General features: G+C 70.9%; 14 protein-coding genes, 1 pseudogene and 1 riboswitch. Of the genes and pseudogenes, 6 read left to right on the top strand and 9 right to left on the bottom strand.

Translation table 11 applies throughout. From position 1 onward, the window contains the following. On the bottom strand, positions 1-970 hold a 970-nt coding region (gene rocD, locus GWI24_RS10690), incomplete at its 3' end, for an ornithine--oxo-acid transaminase (protein ID WP_210945665.1). A 32-nt stretch (positions 971-1,002) separates the two neighbouring features. Next, a riboswitch (ZMP/ZTP riboswitch) is annotated at positions 1,003-1,100 on the top strand. A gap of 39 nt (positions 1,101-1,139) precedes the next feature. Here rocD and glyA point away from each other — a divergent pair. Continuing rightward, a complete protein-coding gene (gene glyA / locus GWI24_RS10685) occupies positions 1,140-2,411 on the top strand; it encodes a serine hydroxymethyltransferase (protein ID WP_210945664.1) in 1,272 nt (423 codons plus the stop codon). 338 nt (positions 2,412-2,749) lie between these two features. Here the strand turns inward: glyA and GWI24_RS10680 are convergent. Next, positions 2,750-3,304, bottom strand: a pseudogene (locus GWI24_RS10680) (RNA polymerase sigma factor); the annotation flags it as partial. A gap of 76 nt (positions 3,305-3,380) precedes the next feature. Here GWI24_RS10680 and trpS point away from each other — a divergent pair. Then, positions 3,381-4,394, top strand: coding sequence for a tryptophan--tRNA ligase (gene trpS, locus GWI24_RS10675; RefSeq protein WP_210945663.1), 1,014 nt, complete (start codon positions 3,381-3,383; stop codon positions 4,392-4,394). Positions 4,395-4,630: 236 nt separating this feature from the next. Next, entirely contained in the window at positions 4,631-5,230 is a 600-nt protein-coding gene (locus tag GWI24_RS10670; RefSeq protein WP_210945662.1) for a 2'-5' RNA ligase family protein, read from the top strand. On the opposite strand, the gene GWI24_RS10665 is transcribed toward GWI24_RS10670, so the two are convergent. Then, positions 5,227-5,985, bottom strand: coding sequence for an SDR family NAD(P)-dependent oxidoreductase (locus GWI24_RS10665; protein ID WP_210945661.1), 759 nt, complete (start codon positions 5,983-5,985; stop codon positions 5,227-5,229). The two genes, GWI24_RS10670 and GWI24_RS10665, sit on opposite strands and share 4 nt — an antisense overlap. A gap of 170 nt (positions 5,986-6,155) precedes the next feature. On the opposite strand from GWI24_RS10665, the gene GWI24_RS10660 reads away from it, so the two are divergent. Beyond that, on the top strand, positions 6,156-7,163 hold the full coding sequence (locus GWI24_RS10660; RefSeq protein ID WP_210945660.1) for a YihY/virulence factor BrkB family protein: 1,008 nt from the start codon (positions 6,156-6,158) through the stop codon (positions 7,161-7,163). A 51-nt stretch (positions 7,164-7,214) separates the two neighbouring features. Here GWI24_RS10660 and GWI24_RS10655 read toward each other — a convergent pair whose 3' ends face one another. Beyond that, a complete protein-coding gene (locus GWI24_RS10655) occupies positions 7,215-8,663 on the bottom strand; it encodes a D-alanyl-D-alanine carboxypeptidase family protein (protein ID WP_374103292.1) in 1,449 nt (482 codons plus the stop codon). On the opposite strand from GWI24_RS10655, the gene GWI24_RS45055 reads away from it, so the two are divergent. After that, the gene (locus GWI24_RS45055; RefSeq protein WP_037953585.1) at positions 8,662-8,913 is read left to right on the top strand and encodes an SCO4848 family membrane protein; all 252 of its coding nucleotides are present in this window, start codon (positions 8,662-8,664) and stop codon (positions 8,911-8,913) included. The genes GWI24_RS10655 and GWI24_RS45055 overlap by 2 nt on opposite strands. 95 nt (positions 8,914-9,008) lie before the next feature. Continuing rightward, positions 9,009-10,505, top strand: a complete 1,497-nt coding sequence (locus GWI24_RS10650) for a metallophosphoesterase (RefSeq protein WP_210945659.1) — start codon at positions 9,009-9,011, stop codon at positions 10,503-10,505. On the opposite strand, the gene GWI24_RS10645 is transcribed toward GWI24_RS10650, so the two are convergent. The 5 genes from GWI24_RS10645 to sdhC all read right to left on the bottom strand — a co-directional run bounded on the left by GWI24_RS10645 (position 10,409) and on the right by sdhC (position 15,449). Then, entirely contained in the window at positions 10,409-11,905 is a 1,497-nt protein-coding gene (locus tag GWI24_RS10645) for a VanZ family protein (RefSeq protein ID WP_247616171.1), read from the bottom strand. The genes GWI24_RS10650 and GWI24_RS10645 overlap by 97 nt on opposite strands. A gap of 135 nt (positions 11,906-12,040) precedes the next feature. Then, complete coding sequence (locus GWI24_RS10640) at positions 12,041-12,814, bottom strand: succinate dehydrogenase iron-sulfur subunit (RefSeq protein WP_210945658.1); 774 nt, start codon at positions 12,812-12,814, stop codon at positions 12,041-12,043. Further along, positions 12,814-14,568 carry a succinate dehydrogenase flavoprotein subunit gene (gene sdhA / locus GWI24_RS10635; RefSeq protein WP_210945657.1) on the bottom strand — a complete coding sequence of 585 codons (1,755 nt, stop codon included), beginning with the start codon at positions 14,566-14,568 and terminating at the stop codon, positions 12,814-12,816. Before sdhA ends, GWI24_RS10640 begins: the two co-directional genes overlap by 1 nt. Positions 14,569-14,592: 24 nt before the next feature. Beyond that, complete coding sequence (locus tag GWI24_RS10630) at positions 14,593-15,063, bottom strand: succinate dehydrogenase hydrophobic membrane anchor subunit (RefSeq protein ID WP_020870644.1); 471 nt, start codon at positions 15,061-15,063, stop codon at positions 14,593-14,595. A gap of 5 nt (positions 15,064-15,068) precedes the next feature. Then, entirely contained in the window at positions 15,069-15,449 is a 381-nt protein-coding gene (sdhC, locus tag GWI24_RS10625) for a succinate dehydrogenase, cytochrome b556 subunit (RefSeq protein WP_210945656.1), read from the bottom strand. Positions 15,450-15,587: the final 138 nt, after the last annotated feature.

Genomic DNA, 15,587 nt, shown 5'->3' with positions numbered 1-15,587 from the left:
GCTCGCCCAGCGTGGCCGAGTGCCGCTGGAACTCCCCGGTCCGCACCATGGCGATGACCTCCAGGGCGACCGCGCAGGCGAGCGGGCTGCCACCGAACGTCGAGCCGTGCTCCCCGGGGCGGTGCACTCCGAGGACCTCGCGGGAGGACACCACCGCCGACACCGGCACCACCCCGCCGCCCAGCGCCTTGCCCAGCACATAGACATCGGGGACCACGCCCTCGTGCTCGCAGGCGAAGGTGGTGCCGGTGCGGCCGAGGCCCGACTGGATCTCATCGGCGATGAACAGCACATTCCGCTCCCGGGTCAGCTCCCGGACTCCGGCCAGATAGCCGGGCGGCGGCACCACCACCCCCGCCTCGCCCTGGATCGGCTCCAGCAGCACCGCGACCGTCTCCTCGGGCGCGGCGTCGAGCGTCGCCGCCATCGCCGCCAGATCCCCGAACGGCACGATCGAGAACCCCGGGGTGAAGGGGCCGTGGTCGGCACGGGCCTCGGGATCGGTGGAGAGGCTGATGAGGGTGGTCGTCCGGCCGTGGAAGTTGTTCCCGGCGGCGATGATCCTGGCCCGGCCGTCCGGGACGCCCTTGATCCGATAGCCCCATTTGCGGGCGGTCTTGACGGCCGTCTCCACCGCCTCCGCCCCCGTGTTCATGGGCAGCACCATCTCCATGCCGCACAGCTCGGCCAGCTCGGAGCAGAAGGCGCCGAAGCGATCGTGGTGGAAGGCGCGCGAGGTGAGGGTGACCCGGTCCAGCTGGGCCTTGGCGGCCTCGATCAGCCGGCGGTTGCGATGTCCGAAGTTGAGCGCCGAGTATCCGGCGAGCAGATCGAGATAGCGGCGGCCCTCGACATCGGTCATCCAGGCGCCTTCGGCGGACGCGACGACGACCGGCAGCGGATGGTAGTTGTGCGCGCCATGGGCCTCGGCGGCGGCGATGGCCCGCTCCGCGAAGCGTCCCGGTCCCATCTTGTCCTCCTTGTCTCACTAGCTAGAGTGGGGGTGCGCATCGTGACTGGCGAGCCGAGCGTGGAACCGACCACGAGGAAGCGATGCGCGGCCACAGCGCCACGAGGTGCCGACCGCCTGGGCACCCCGGGACACGACCGGACCGTCACCGATCGCCCCGGAGGACTCGATGAGCCTGCCCCTGTCCCATCCCGCCCTTCTCGCCGCCGACCCCGAACTCGCCTCCCTCGTCGGCTCCGAGGAACTGCTGCAGTCCGAGACCCTGCGCCTGATCCCGAGCGAGAACTATGTCTCCGCCGCCGTCCTGGAAGCCTCCGGGACGGTGCTGCAGAACAAGTACAGCGAGGGCTACGCGGGCCGCCGCTACTACGAGGGCCAGCAGGTCATCGACCAGGTGGAGACCCTGGCGATCAACCGGGCCAAGGCCGTCTTCGGCGCCGAGCACGCCAATGTCCAGCCCTACTCCGGCTCGCCCGCCAACCTCGCGGTCTATCTGGCCTTCGTCCGGCCCGGTGACACCGTGATGGGCATGTCACTGCCCATGGGCGGTCATCTCACCCACGGCTGGGGCGTCTCCGCCACCGGCACCTGGTTCCGCGGTGTGCAGTACGGGGTGCGGCAGGACACCGGCGCGATCGACTTCGACCAGGTGCGCGAGCTGGCCCACAAGGAGCGGCCCAAGCTGATCTTCTGCGGTGGCACGGCGGTGCCCCGCACGATCGACTTCGCCGCCTTCGCGGAGATCGCCCGCGAGGTGGACGCGGTGCTCGTGGCCGATATCGCGCATATCGCCGGTCTGATCGCGGGCGGCGCCCATCCCTCGCCCGTCCCGTACGCCGATGTCATCTCCACCACCACCCATAAGACGCTCCGGGGTCCGCGCGGCGCGATGCTGATGTCGCGCGAGACCCATGCCAAGGCCATCGACAAGGCCGTCTTCCCCGGGCTCCAGGGCGGTCCGCACAACCAGACCACCGCCGCCATCGCGGTGGCCCTGCACGAGGCCGCCCAGCCCGCCTTCCGTGACTACACCCGGGCCGTGGTCGCCAACGCCAAGGCGCTCGCCGAGGAACTGCTCGCCCGCGGCTTCGATCTGGTCTCCGGCGGCACCGACAACCATCTGATCCTGATGGACCTGACGCCCAAGGAGGTGCCGGGCAAGGTCGCGGCCAAGGCCCTGGACCAGGCCGGGATCGTGGTGAACTACAACACCGTGCCGTACGACCCGCGCAAGCCCTTCGACCCCTCCGGCATCCGGATCGGCACCCCCTCCCTCACCTCGCGCGGTCTGTCCATCGAGCACATGCCCGCCGTGGCCGACTGGATCGACCGCGGGGTGACCGCCGCGAAGAGCGGTGACGAGGGCGCCCTCACCAAGATCAGGGCCGAGGTGTCCGAGCTGATGGCGGCCTACCCGGCGCCCGGTCTGCCGACCGGCTGACCCCCGGCGCGGGGCCCTGCCCGGCCTCCAGGCCGGGCAGCGGCCGCCACCACTGCTCCTCCCGGATCCGGTCGTCGTCGGCCACCGGCACCGGCAGGCCCACGATCCGGGCGAGCACCCGCTCGACCAGCGTCTCCCCGCCCCCCGGCGGGACGCCGTCCTCCGCTGCCCCCGGGGGCGCGCCGTCCTCCGGCTCCACGCCGTCCGCTTGCGACACGCCGTGCCGCGACGGTCCGCCGGACGGTGGTATCCCCGGCCCCCGCCCGAGCGCCCGCAGCTCTCCGGGCAGCCCTTCCTCGGCCATCTCCTTCGCCTCCCCACTCCATCTCATCGGCCGTCTCCCTCTCGGACTCCGACGTCTCCGACGGCCCCAGCAGCCGCTCCAGCCGTCTCAGGGCACGGCTCAGCCGCGATTTCACCGTGCCGCGCGGCCAGCCCAGCGCCTCCGCGGTCTCCCCCTCGTCCAGATCCAGCAGATAGCGGTAGATCACCACCCGTCGCTGCGGCTCGCTCAGCTCCTCCAGCGCGGCCAGCAGCCGCGCCCGCCGCTCGCCCGCCAGCGCCACGGCCGCCGGATCGGCCGACTCCGGTATCACCGGCTCGGCTCCGGCCAGCAGCGCCCCCTCCCGGTCCGCCGCCGTCCGTCTCCGGCGCGCCGAGCGCACCGCGTTACTCGTCTCATGGGCGACGATCCGCAGCAGCCAGGGCCGGAACGCCGCCTCGCTCTGGAACCGCCCGAGCGCGAGATACGCCTTCACAAAGGCGTCCTGCACCACATCCTCGGCATCCGCGCCCGCCCCGAGCAGCCGGGCGGTGCGGTGCGCGATCGGCGCATGGGCCCGCACCAGCTCGGCATACGCCTCGGCGTCGCCGGCCCGCACCCGCGCGATGATCTGTGCTTCACCAGTCCTCACACATCTCATACACCGGCGGACGGAGTCTGGTTCCACACCTGAGAGAATGGGTGCCATGGCCCTCGATCGTCCCCGTGCGCTCTCCGGTATCCAGCCCACCGCAGGTTCCTTCCACCTCGGCAACTACCTCGGTGCGATCCGGCAGTACGTCGCGCTGCAGGAGACCCACGACGCGTTCTACACCGTGGTCGACCTGCACGCGATCACCATGCCGCAGGATCCGGCGGAGCTGCGCGCCAACAGCCGGCTCGCCGCCGCCCAGCTGCTCGCCTCCGGTCTGGACCCGGACCGCTGCACGCTCTTCATCCAGAGCCATGTGCCCGAGCACGCCCAGCTCGGCTGGGTGATGAACTGTCTCACCGGCTTCGGCGAGGCGTCCCGGATGACGCAGTTCAAGGACAAGTCGGCCAAGCACGGCGCCGACCGGGCCACCGTCGGCCTCTTCACCTACCCGATCCTTCAGGTCGCGGACATCCTGCTCTACCAGGCCAACCACGTCCCCGTCGGCGAGGACCAGCGCCAGCACATCGAGCTCACCCGCGATCTGGCCGACCGCTTCAACGGCCGCTTCGGCGAGATCTTCACCGTGCCCGAGCCGTACATCGTCAAGGAGACGGGGAAGATCTACGACCTTCAGGACCCGACGATCAAGATGAGCAAGTCGGCGTCCACACCGAAGGGCATCGTCAGCCTCCTCGACGAGCCCAAGGTCTCGGCGAAGAAGATCAAGAGCGCGGTGACCGACCTCGAGACGGAGATCCGCTTCGACGAGGAGAAGAAGCCGGGCGTCAGCAATCTGCTGACCATCTACTCGACCCTGACCGGCACCGCCATCGCGGAGTTGGAGCGCCGTTACGAGGGCAAGGGCTACGGCGCGCTCAAGACCGACCTCTCCGAGGTGCTGGTCGAGTGGGTCACGCCGTTCCGCGAGCGGACCCAGGAATACCTGGGCGACCCCGCGACGTTGGACGGAATCCTGGCCAAGGGCGCGGACAAGGCCCGAGCCGTCGCCGCCGAGACGCTGGCCGCCGCCTACGACAAGGTGGGCTTCCTGCCCGCGGCGCGCTGAGTGGCACGCCGAGCGCCGTGCGCACCACCCGGTGAGCACGGCGCGCCCCGCGCACGTATTCATACGGACCCGCGCGGACAGCGGAACATACCGGTCCGGCCCCCTGACCAGGGGGCCTTTGGACGGGTGTGCCAAAGGACCGAGGAATCTAGCCGCGAGGGCGGCGCAGCCGCCACACTGACACGGGTGCAGCGGCCAGAACTCAGCAGCCCGGGAGGGCCAGGAGGGAGAACGCAGTGGGGACCGTAACGCTCGGCGTTTCGATCGCGGTCCCGGAGCCGTACGGCAGCTTCCTCCAGGAGCGGCGCGCGGGCTTCGGGGACCCGGCCGCCCATGGCATCCCCACGCATGTGACCCTGCTGCCGCCGACCGAGGTCGACGTCTCGGCGCTGCCCGCCGTGGAGGACCATCTGGCGCGGGTCGCGGCCGAGGGGCGGCCGTTCCCGATGCGGCTGGAGGGCACCGGCACCTTCCGGCCGCTCTCGCCGGTGGTCTTCGTCAGGATCGTCGAGGGCGCGGAGGAGTGCGCGGTGCTCCAGGAGCGGATCCGGGCGGAGTCCGGGCCGTGCGCGCGTGAGCTGCAGTTCCCGTACCACCCGCATGTCACGGTCGCGCACGGCATCGACGAGGAGGCGATGGACCGGGCGTTCGCGGAGCTCAAGGAGTACGAGGCCGCCTGGACGATCACCGGCTTCGCACTGTACGAGCAGGGGGCGGACGGGGTCTGGCGGCTGGACCGCGAATACCCCTTCGGGGCGGATGAACGTCCGGGCGGCGCCCAGCCCGTGGTGCCCCGTCAGGTGGATCTCTCGCGCCCGGCGGCGCCCTCTCGTTAGCGGAGCGGCAGCAGGCGGGAGACGGCGCGGGGCAGCAGGCGGCGTACCGCCGTCATCAGCCGCAGCGCGCCCGGCGCCCAGACGACCGGGGCGCGCCGCCGCAACCCCTCCTCGATGGCCTTCGCGACCGCCCGGGGCGAGGTGGCCAGCGGTGCGGGCCGCAGCCCGGCCGTGAGCTTCGTACGGACGAAGCCGGGGCGTACGACCATCACATGGACGCCCGTGCCGCGCAGCGCCTCCCCCAGCCCCTGGGCGAACGCGTCGAGCCCGGCCTTGGCGGAGGCGTGGATGAAGTCGGTGCGGCGGACCCGTCCGGCGGCGGCCGAGGTGAGCACCACCAGTGAGCCATGGCCCTGGCGGCGCATGGCGTTGGCGCAGATCAGGGCCGCGGAGACGGCGCCGGTGTAGTTGGTCTGGGCGACCCGGACCGCCGCCGGGGGATCGGTCTCGTCCCGCGCCTGGACGCCCAGGACGCCGAAGGCCAGCAGCACCAGGTCGATGTCGCCCTCGGCGAAGACCTTGCCCAGGGTCATCTCGTGGGCCTCGGGGGCGAGCGCGTCGAAGGGCACCGTAAGGGCGTCGGCGCCGAGGTCCCGCAACTGCCGCGCGGCCGACTCCAGGGCGGGCGAGGGACGGCCGGCCAGCCAGACCGTACGGGCGCGCCGGGTGATCAGGCGGCGGACGGTCGCCAGGGCGATCTCGGAGGTGCCGCCCAGGACGAGCAGCGACTGCGGGGAACCGACGACGTCCTTCATGGTGGGAACTTATCCGTACGATCCGGTGCATATGGAGTGATCGTGCGCCCGTATGCGCGCCCTCACCGAAAAGAGTGATGAGGGGAGCGCCGGTCCGGGGAACCCGGATATCCGGACCGCGCGCCCGGCGCGCCGAGGAGTGACACCGCGCAGAGGGGTAGTTGCTGATCATGGAATCGTTGACCCGGCTGCCTGTCGTCGGCCCCGCCCTGACCTGGCTGATGCGCACCCACGCCTGGCGTACGTACGAACGGCTCGACCGCGTCCACTGGACCCGGCTCGCCGCCGCGATCACGTTCACCAGCTTCCTCGCCTTCTTCCCGCTCATCGCCGTCGGGGCGGCGATCGGCGCGGCGACGCTCACCCGGTCGCAGATGGCGCAGCTCCAGAAGAAGCTCGCCCAGCAGATCCCCGGCATCTCCGGCCAGCTCGACCTGGGTGCACTCGTCCAGAACGCCGGCACGATCGGGGTCGTCGCGGGCGCCCTGCTGCTGTTCACCGGCATCAGCTGGGTGGGCTCGCTGCGCGAGTGCCTGCGGGCGGTATGGGGGCTGGATGAGGACCCCGGCAACCCGCTGGTGCGCAAGGTCAAGGACGCGTACGTGCTGGTCGGGCTGGGCGGGGTGGCGCTCGTGTCGTTCGCCGTGTCCGCCCTGGCCGCCACCGCCGTGGGCCGGGTCGCCCGGCTCATCGGCATCCCCGAGAACGGGGTCGGCGGCTGGCTGCTGCGGATCGCCGCGTTCCTCATCGCCGTCGGCGCCGACTTCCTGCTGCTGTGCTACGTGCTGACCTGGCTCCCCGGCGTGGAGCCGCCCCGCCGTACGGTCGTGGTCGCCGCGCTCATCGGGGCGATCGGCTTCGAACTGCTCAAGCTGCTGCTCAGCAGCTATCTGAGGGACGTGGCGGCCAAGAGCATGTACGGGGCGTTCGGGGTGCCCATCGCGCTGCTGCTGTGGATCAACTTCACCGCGAAACTCACGCTGTACTGCGCCGCCTGGACCGCCATCCCGCCCGCCGCCCAGGCCGAGCACGAGGAGGAATGGGCGGCCGAGGCGGACAAGGCCCAGCCGTCCGAACCGGAGGAGCCGTCGGAGCCGTCCGGGCCGTCCGGGCCGCCCGAGCCGGAGGTCGAAAAGCACCGCGCCGGCGGGCCGGAAGGCCCGCCGGCGGCGGCGTGACAACGGACGGCGGCGACCGTAAGGCGGTCACGGCGGCCGTAAGGGCTTCGCTCAGTCGCGCGAGCGGCGGCGCACCAGCTCCGGGAGGGGCCAGCGGCGGTGCACGCCGAAGCCCACCGCGCCCAGCAGGGCCAGGGAGCCGCCCGTGATGCCCACCGCGGTCCACATACCGCCCGAGCTTCCGTTGCCCGTCGAGACGGACGCCTGGGCGTGCTTATGGCCGTCCTCGCCACCGGCCGAGGGGTGGTTCGCGCCCGCCGCGCCCGGCCGGACGAGGGTGCCGACCGGGTTCACCGAGCCCGACGCCTTGAACCCCCAGTCGAAGAGCTTCGCGGTCTCTTTGTAGACCTCGTTCGCCTCCTTCTGCTGCGGATTCATGACGGTGACCAGCAGCACCCGGTTGCCGCGCTGGGCGACCCCGGTGAAGGTGGCGCCCGCGTTCGTGGTGTTGCCGTTCTTGACCCCGGCGATGCCCTTGTAGGGCTCGACGCCGAGGCCGGTCAGCAGCCGGTTGGTGTTCTGGATGCCGAAGCTGGAGCGGGTCTTCTTGCCCTTCTTGTCCTTTTCGAACACACCGGGGAACTGCGCGGTCGCCGTCGAGCAGTACTCCCGGAAATCCGCCTTCTGCAGCCCCGAGCGGGCGAAGAGGGTCAGGTCGTACGCGCTGCTGACCTGGCCCTTCTCGTCGTAGCCGTCCGGGGTGACCACATGGGTGTCCCGGGCGTTCAGGTGCTTCGCGTGTGCCTGCATCTCCCTTACGGTCGCCGGGACCCCGCCGTTCATGGCCGACAGCACATGCACCGCGTCGTTGCCCGAGCGCAGGAAGACGCCGAGCCACAGGTCGTGGACCGAGTAGGTGTAGTTCTCCTTGACCCCGACCAGGCTGCTGCCCTCACCCATCCCCTCCAGGTCGGACAGCCGCACCTTGTGGGTCTTCGTCTTCGGCATCTTCGGCAGCAGCGTGTCCGCGAACAGCATCTTCAGCGTGGACGCGGGCGGCAGCTGCCAGTGGGCGTTGTGCGAGGCGAGCACATCGCCCGACTCGGCGTCGGCCACCAGCCACGACTTCCCGCTGAGCCCCTTGGGCAGCGCGGGCGCGCCCGGCTTCGGGTCCACCTGGGTGTCGGGACGGCCGAGCCGCTTCCCGCCCACCGTGGACATGTGGGCGGGCGGCTTGACCGCGTCGGTGGAGCCGCCCGGCTGGTCGGCGGCGTGCGCCGGGGCGGCGGCGAGCGGACCGCACAGCAGGAGGGCGGCGGCGGTGGCGGCCAGCGGGGCCACGGCGCGGCGGGCGGGGGTGCGGCTCTTGCCGGAGATCTTGTCGGTACTCTCGCCGGTGCTCTTACGGGTGCTGTGTCGGACGTGAGTGCTGGTGAAGGAAGGTGTGGGCACGGAGGTGAACGTACCTGGCGTCGCTGAGGAGAGCGACAGCAGCGCCGACGTATTGACGGCAGACCCCCGCGTGGAGGTATGGGAGGCCGTGCCCATACTGGAGACCATGAAGCTCAGCCGCCCCGTGTCCTGGTTCCTGCTCGCCTTCGGGGTCTGGAGCTGGGTCATCTGGTTCACCTTTGTCAAAAATTTGTGGAAGGACGCCAGCGGACTCGCCTTCGACGACTCCGGCGACCCCACCGCGTACTTTTGGGTGCATCTGCTGCTCGCGATCACCTCGTTTCTCTTGGGGACGGCGATCGGGGTGATCGGGTTGCGTGGTGTGCGCGCCCTGCGCCGGAACGACGCCTCCGAGTAGCCGTTCCAGGCAGCCGAGGCAGGCGGCCGTGGCAGGCGGCCGTGGCAGGCGGCCGTGGCAGGTAGTCGCGTAGTGGCTAGGGGAGGGGACCGGGGATGGTCGTGCTCTACGTCCTGATCGCACTGGTCGTCGTCGGTCTGCTGACCGGCGTCCACTGGTACGTGTGGCGGCGGCTCGTCCGCGATACGACGGCGCGCGGGGGGTGGGCGCGGCGTACGGGCACGGTGGCGGCCTTCGCGCTGCCGCTGATCAGCGTCGGCGCGCTGATAGCGGGCCGCGCGGGGGCGCCCTTCCCCCTCCAGCGCGCCCTCGCCTGGCCGGGCTACCTCTGGCTCGCCCTGCTCCTGTACCTGACCCTGGCCCTCCTGGCGGGCGAGGTGGTGCGCCCCCTGCTGCGCGCCTGGCTGAGCAAGTCCGCTGATGTGCGGTCGACCGAGCCCCCGGCGGCGCCAGGCAGCCCGCCAGGCAGCTCGCCAGGCGGGCTGCCGACGGCGTTCGCCGACGACAGCGGCGCCGCCGCTCCCGCTCCGGCGGCCGTCGGCACGGGCGGCCGCGAGGGCGCGGCGGCCGAAGGCGGCGCGGGCTCAGCGGCCGGAGATGGCCTGGGCGCGGCTGTGGTGAGCGACGGGGCCATCGAGGCTCCGGCTGGGGCGGCGGGGCCCGCCGTGGCCGGGGCGGTCAAGGCCGTCGGGGGCGACGCCGCCAAGCCCACCGCACAGGCGGCCGCCAAGGGCGGCGCGGCGGACTCCGCGGACGCCGCCCCCGCGTCCTCTCGCCGCCTCTTCGTCGCGCGGGCCGTCGCCGTCGGGGCCACTGCCGTGGCGGCCGGGACGGTGGGGTACGGGACGTACACCGTGTTGCGTGGGCCGCGGGTCAAGCGGATCACCGTGCCGCTCGCCAAGCTGCCGCGCCGGGCGCACGGCTTCCGGATCGCCGTCGTCAGCGACATCCACCTCGGGCCGATCCTGGGCCGCGACCACACCCGGCGGGTGGTCGCGGCGGTCAACCGCACCAGCCCCGACCTCGTCGCCGTCGTCGGCGACCTCGTGGACGGCAGCGTTGCCGACCTCGGCCCGGCCGCCGAGCCCCTGCGCGGGCTGAGCGCCCGCCACGGCAGCTACTTCGTCACCGGCAACCACGAGTACTACTCGGGCGCCGCCGAGTGGGTGGACCATGTGCGCGAGCTGGGCCTGCGCCCGCTGGAGAACGAGCGCACCGAGCTGCCCGGCTTCGATCTCGCCGGGGTGAACGACGTCGCGGGCGAGAGCGAGGGCCACGGTCCCGACTTCGGTAAGGCGCTCGGCGACCGTGACCGCTCACGCGCCTCCGTGCTGCTCGCCCATCAGCCGGTGGTGATCCACGACGCGGTGAAGGCGGGCGTGGATCTCCAGCTCTCCGGCCACACCCACGGCGGTCAGCTGTGGCCCGGCACCTATGTGGCCGAGCTCGCCAACCCCACCGCCGCCGGGCTCGACCGGTACGGCGACACCCAGCTCTATGTGACCCGGGGCGCGGGCGCCTGGGGCCCGCCGGTACGGGTTGGGGCGCCCCCGGACGTCACCGTCGTGGAGCTCGCCTCGACCCGCGCCTGAACGCCCGCCAACTCAGCCCCGGCCCGCGCCACTGCGGCCGGAGCGGGCCGGTCGGCGAGCGGGGAGGCGGGCCGGTCAGCGAGCGGGGAGGCGAGCCGGTCGGCGAGCGGGGAGGCGAGCCGGTCAGCTGGCCGGTCAGCGAGTCGGTCGGCAGGCCGCTCAGCGGGCTGGTCGGCGAGTCGGTCGGCGGGCCGCTCAGCGGCCCGTACGGCCGCCCGCACCGCCCGCCTGTGCGGCAGCGTCGCGTTGCGGATGCCCGAGATGCGGTCGTGCGGGGCCAGCCGGTCCGGGTGGCGCAGCGTCTTCCGTACGCAGACCGCCGTCAGCGTGAACCCGACCGTCACCGCCAGCAGTTGAACGGGGCTCAGCGCCATGAGAACCGCCGCCGCGCCCTGCGTGCCCGAGTCGCGGACGGTGGCGAACAGGCCGGACGGATACGGCTCGTTCAGCAGCGTCAGTACGGCCAGGAACAGCCCCGCCAGGAACGGCATCACCAGCGCCCCGATCAGCAGCGCCCGCAGGGTCAGCCGCCAGGCCACCAGCGGGCCGCCGTCGTCCGCCACCAGCTTCAGCAGCAACAGCCGCTTTCCGGGGGTCGCCCCGGTCGCCAGCGGCAGCAGCACGAACCAGGCCACGAAGATCCCCACCAGCATCCAGGCCGGGGCCGACCCGCCCCGGTAGAGCATCACGGCGGCGGTGAACACCGAGGCGACGACATATCCGGCCACATCAACGACCAGCGCGGTCAGCCGCCGCCCGAACGGAACCGGCCGCGCCGCCAGCGCCCGCCCGTCCAGCGTCTCCAGCGTCGGCAGCATCCGCGCGACCGGCCCGGCCAGCAGCCAACCGGCCATCGCCCCCGCCGTGTTGACGATCAGGTCGTCCACGTCGAACAGCCGGTACGGGCAGCTGTAGAGCCCCCACACCCCGGTCCACTGCGTCAGCTCGAACGACAGTGAGACCGCGAAGCCGATCGCGGCGGTGGCGGGCAGCGAGCGCCGGAAGTGATAGCGCAGGAAGACGCCGAGCGGCAGGAGCAGCAGCAGGTTGAAGGCGGTTCCGGCGACGGCGGGGTTCTGGAGGACCAGCGCGTTGAGCCCGACCTTGTGGTCCGCTTCCTCCCAGATGTCTCTGAAGGTGTTCCCGGGCATCCACTGCGGATGGGCCATCATCGCGAACCGCCGGCACATATCGGCGGTCTGCTTCGGCAGCGGCACGATCGTCATGCACAAGGCCGTGAGCGAGTAGTAGAGGAAGCCGTACAGCGACAGCGCCCGCCCCCGGGACATCACGCCGTGGCGGCGGTACAGGACGACGGCTGTCGGCAGCAACAGTAAGAGCGCCAGCAGAGGGAAGAGCGCGGCAGCGGTCTTGATCGGGAGAACGTAGGCGGTGGCCATGCACACGACTATACGCGATGTGTATACCCACGGTGCATAGTTGCCCAGCGCCCGCTGAAACGACGAGGGCCCCGCCCCCGGAAACCCGGGAAGCGGGGCCCTCGCCCACAAGCTCCTACGGAGCCACAGCCCTCCTCAGAAGCGCCGCGTGATCAGCGCGCGCTTCACCTCCTGGATGGCCTTCGTGACCTCGATCCCTCGCGGGCACGCCTCCGTGCAGTTGAAGGTCGTACGGCAGCGCCAGACGCCGTCCTTGTCGTTCAGGATCTCCAGCCGCTGCTCACCACCCTCGTCACGCGAGTCGAAGATGAAGCGGTGCGCGTTGACGATCGCCGCCGGGCCGAAGTACTGGCCGTCGTTCCAGAACACCGGGCACGACGAGGTGCACGCGGCGCACAGGATGCACTTGGTGGTGTCGTCGAACCGCTCGCGGTCCGCCGCGGACTGCAGCCGCTCACGCGTCGGCTCGTTGCCCGTCGTGATCAGGAAGGGCATCACATCGCGGTAGGCCTGGAAGAACGGCTCCATGTCCACGATCAGGTCCTTGAGGACCGCGAGCCCCTTGATCGGCTCGACCGTGATGGGCTTCTCCGGGCTGATGTCCTTGATCAGCGTCTTGCAGGCCAGCCGGTTGCGGCCGTTGATCCGCATCGCGTCCGATCCGCAGATGCCGTGGGCGCAGGAGCGGCGGAAGGTCAGGGTGCCGTCCAGCTCCCACTTGATCTTGTGGAGGCCGTCGAGGACGCGCTCCTTCGGATCCATGTCGATCTGGAAGTCCTCCCAGACCGCCTGGTCCGAGACCTCCGGGTTGAAGCGCCGGATCCGGAAGGTGACGGTGATCAGATGCGAGGCGGTGGCGTCGGCCGCCTCGGGGGCCTGGTCGGACTTCTCAAGCGTGGGGGTGCTCATCAGTACTTACGCTCCATCGGCTGGTAGCGGGTCTGCACGACCGGCTTGTAGTCGAGGCGGATGGACTCGGAGCCGTCCGCGCCCACCTCTCGGTACGCCATGGTGTGCCGCATGAAGTTGACGTCGTCGCGGTTCGGGTAGTCCTCGCGGTAGTGGCCGCCGCGCGACTCCTTGCGGGCCAGGGCGGAGATGGCCATGACCTCGGCCAGGTCGAGCAGGTTGCCCAGCTCGATGGCCTCCAGCAGATCGGTGTTGAACCGCTTGCCCTTGTCCTGGACGCTGACGTTCTTGTAGCGCTCGCGCAGGTGGCCGATCTCCTCGACGGCCTCCTTGAGCGTCTGCTCGGTGCGGAAGACCATGACGTTCTTGTCCATGGTCTCCTGGAGCGCCTTGCGGACCTCGGTGACCCGCTCGGTGCCGGTCGCGTCGCGCAGGTTCTCGACCTGCGCCTGGACGAACGCGGCCGGGTCCTCCGGGAGCTCGACGAAGTCGGCCGTGGCGGAGTACTCCGCGGCGGCGATGCCCGCCCGGCGGCCGAAGACGTTGATGTCGAGCAGCGAGTTGGTGCCCAGGCGGTTGGCGCCGTGCACCGAGACGCAGGCGACCTCGCCGGCCGCGTACAGGCCGGGCACGACGGTGTCGTTGTCCGCCAGCACCTCGCCCTGGACGTTGGTCGGGATGCCGCCCATCGTGTAGTGCGCGGTGGGCTGGATCGGGATCGGGTCCGTGTACGGCTCGATGCCCAGGTACGTCCGCGCGAACTCGGTGATGTCGGGCAGCTTGGCGTCCAGCTGCTCCGGCGGCAGGTGGGTGAGGTCCAGGTAGACGTGGTCGCCCTCGGGACCGCAGCCGCGGCCCTCGCGGATCTCCGTGTAGATCGACCGCGAGACCACGTCGCGCGAGGCGAGGTCCTTCATGACCGGCGCGTACTTCTCCATGAAGCGCTCGCCGTCCTTGTTGCGGAGGATGCCGCCCTCGCCGCGGGCCCCCTCCGTCAGCAGGATGCCCATGCGCCAGATGCCGGTCGGGTGGAACTGGAAGAACTCCATGTCCTCCAGCGGCAGCCCGCGCCGGTAGGCGACCGCCTGGCCGTCACCGGTGAGGGTGTGGGCGTTGGAGGTCACCTTGAAGAACTTGCCGCAGCCGCCCGAGGCGAAGACGACGGCCTTCGCCTGGAAGACGTGCAGCTCACCGGTGGCCAGCTCGTACGCCACCACACCGGCGGTGCGCTTGACCCCGTCGACCTCGGTCATCAGGAGGTCCAGGACGTAGAACTCGTTGTAGAACTCCACGCCCTCCTTGACGCAGTTCTGGTACAGCGTCTGGAGGATCATGTGACCGGTGCGGTCCGAGGCGTAGCAGGACCGGCGGACCGGGGCCTCGCCGTGGTTGCGGCTGTGGCCGCCGAAGCGGCGCTGGTCGATGGTGCCGTCCGGGGTCCGGTTGAACGGCAGGCCCATCTTCTCCAGGTCCAGGACCGAGTCGATGGCCTCCTTCGCCAGGATCTCGGCGGCGTCCTGGTCGACCAGGTAGTCACCGCCCTTGATCGTGTCGAAGGTGTGCCACTCCCAGTTGTCCTCCTCGACGTTGGCGAGGGCGGCGGCCATGCCGCCCTGCGCGGCGCCGGTGTGGGACCGGGTCGGGTAGAGCTTGGTGAGCACCGCGGTGCGGCTGCGCTTGGTCGACTCGATGGCCGCGCGCATCCCGGCCCCGCCGGCGCCGACGATGACGGTGTCGTACTTGTGGATCTTCATGAGTGGATACCTCAGCCCCGGGGCCTAGCGGATGTTCGGGTCGAAGGTGAAGATCACCAGAGTGCCGAGCACGATGGTGAATCCCGCCGCCGTGTAGAGCAGCGCCTTCAGCCACAGGCGGGTGTTGTCCCGCTCCGCGTAGTCGTTGATGATCGTGCGCAGGCCGTTCGCGCCGTGCAGCGTGGCGAGCCAGAGCATGATCAGATCCCATGCCTGCCAGAACGGCGAGGCCCAGCGGCCGGCCACGAAGGCGAAGCCGATCTTGGTTACACCGCCGTCCAGCACCAGCTGGATCAGCAGATGGCCCAGGACCAGGACGACCAGCAGGATGCCGGACAGGCGCATGAAGAGCCAGCCGTACATCTCGAAGTTCGTCCGGGTCGCCCTGGGCGTCTTACGGGTACGGGCCCGCGGCGGCTCGATGACCGGGGCCGGGTGATCCACGTCGTACGCGCTGACCGCGTCGCTCGCGGGGGTGGTGGTCTCGGCGGACATGTGCGTCAGCTCCCGAACAGTTCGCGCAGCGTGTGCTGGAGGACCGGGTAGAAGGCACCGGCCATCAGCACGACCCAGATACCGACGACGCCCCAGAGCATCTGACGCTGGTACCTCGCGCCCTTGGACCAGAAGTCGACGGCGATGACGCGAAGGCCGTTGAGGGCGTGAAACAGGATGGCGGCCACGAGGCCGTACTCCATCAGGTTCACGATGGGATTCTTGTACGTGGCGACCACGTCGTCGTACGCCTCGGGCGAGACGCGGACCAGCGAGGTGTCCAGCACATGTACGAACAGGAAGAAGAAGATGAGGACGCCGGTGACTCGGTGAGCCACCCAGGACCACATACCTTCCCGGCCGCGATACAGCGTTCCAGCCGGCACGGAAAAACCCTCCGGAAGCGGGATTGGGGCCTGCCGGCTTCACGGTCGGTCGGGCCCGGCCGGGTACGGTCCACCGGCCCTGGCCATCGTACCGACGTGTTGTCGGAGGGTTCCTCCGGGGGGCTCAAGTGTGATCGA

It is taken from the genome of Streptomyces sp. MK37H (assembly GCF_018035285.1).
Taxonomy (GTDB): Bacteria; Actinomycetota; Actinomycetes; order Streptomycetales; family Streptomycetaceae; genus Streptomyces; species Streptomyces endocoffeicus.
This window is presented reverse-complemented; position numbering and strand designations above follow the sequence as displayed.

Coding starts and splice junctions, on each gene's coding strand:
- sdhA (WP_210945657.1), bottom strand. CDS start 14,568: ATGAAGATCCACAAGTACGACACCGTCATCGTCGGCGCCGGCGGGGCC.
- GWI24_RS10650 (WP_210945659.1), top strand. CDS start 9,009: ATGGTCGTGCTCTACGTCCTGATCGCACTGGTCGTCGTCGGTCTGCTG.
- GWI24_RS10660 (WP_210945660.1), top strand. CDS start 6,156: ATGGAATCGTTGACCCGGCTGCCTGTCGTCGGCCCCGCCCTGACCTGG.
- GWI24_RS45055 (WP_037953585.1), top strand. CDS start 8,662: ATGAAGCTCAGCCGCCCCGTGTCCTGGTTCCTGCTCGCCTTCGGGGTC.
- GWI24_RS10665 (WP_210945661.1), bottom strand. CDS start 5,985: ATGAAGGACGTCGTCGGTTCCCCGCAGTCGCTGCTCGTCCTGGGCGGC.
- trpS (WP_210945663.1), top strand. CDS start 3,381: ATGGCCCTCGATCGTCCCCGTGCGCTCTCCGGTATCCAGCCCACCGCA.
- GWI24_RS10640 (WP_210945658.1), bottom strand. CDS start 12,814: ATGAGCACCCCCACGCTTGAGAAGTCCGACCAGGCCCCCGAGGCGGCC.
- glyA (WP_210945664.1), top strand. CDS start 1,140: ATGAGCCTGCCCCTGTCCCATCCCGCCCTTCTCGCCGCCGACCCCGAA.
- GWI24_RS10645 (WP_247616171.1), bottom strand. CDS start 11,905: ATGGCCACCGCCTACGTTCTCCCGATCAAGACCGCTGCCGCGCTCTTC.
- GWI24_RS10630 (WP_020870644.1), bottom strand. CDS start 15,063: ATGTCCGCCGAGACCACCACCCCCGCGAGCGACGCGGTCAGCGCGTAC.
- GWI24_RS10655 (WP_374103292.1), bottom strand. CDS start 8,663: ATGGTCTCCAGTATGGGCACGGCCTCCCATACCTCCACGCGGGGGTCT.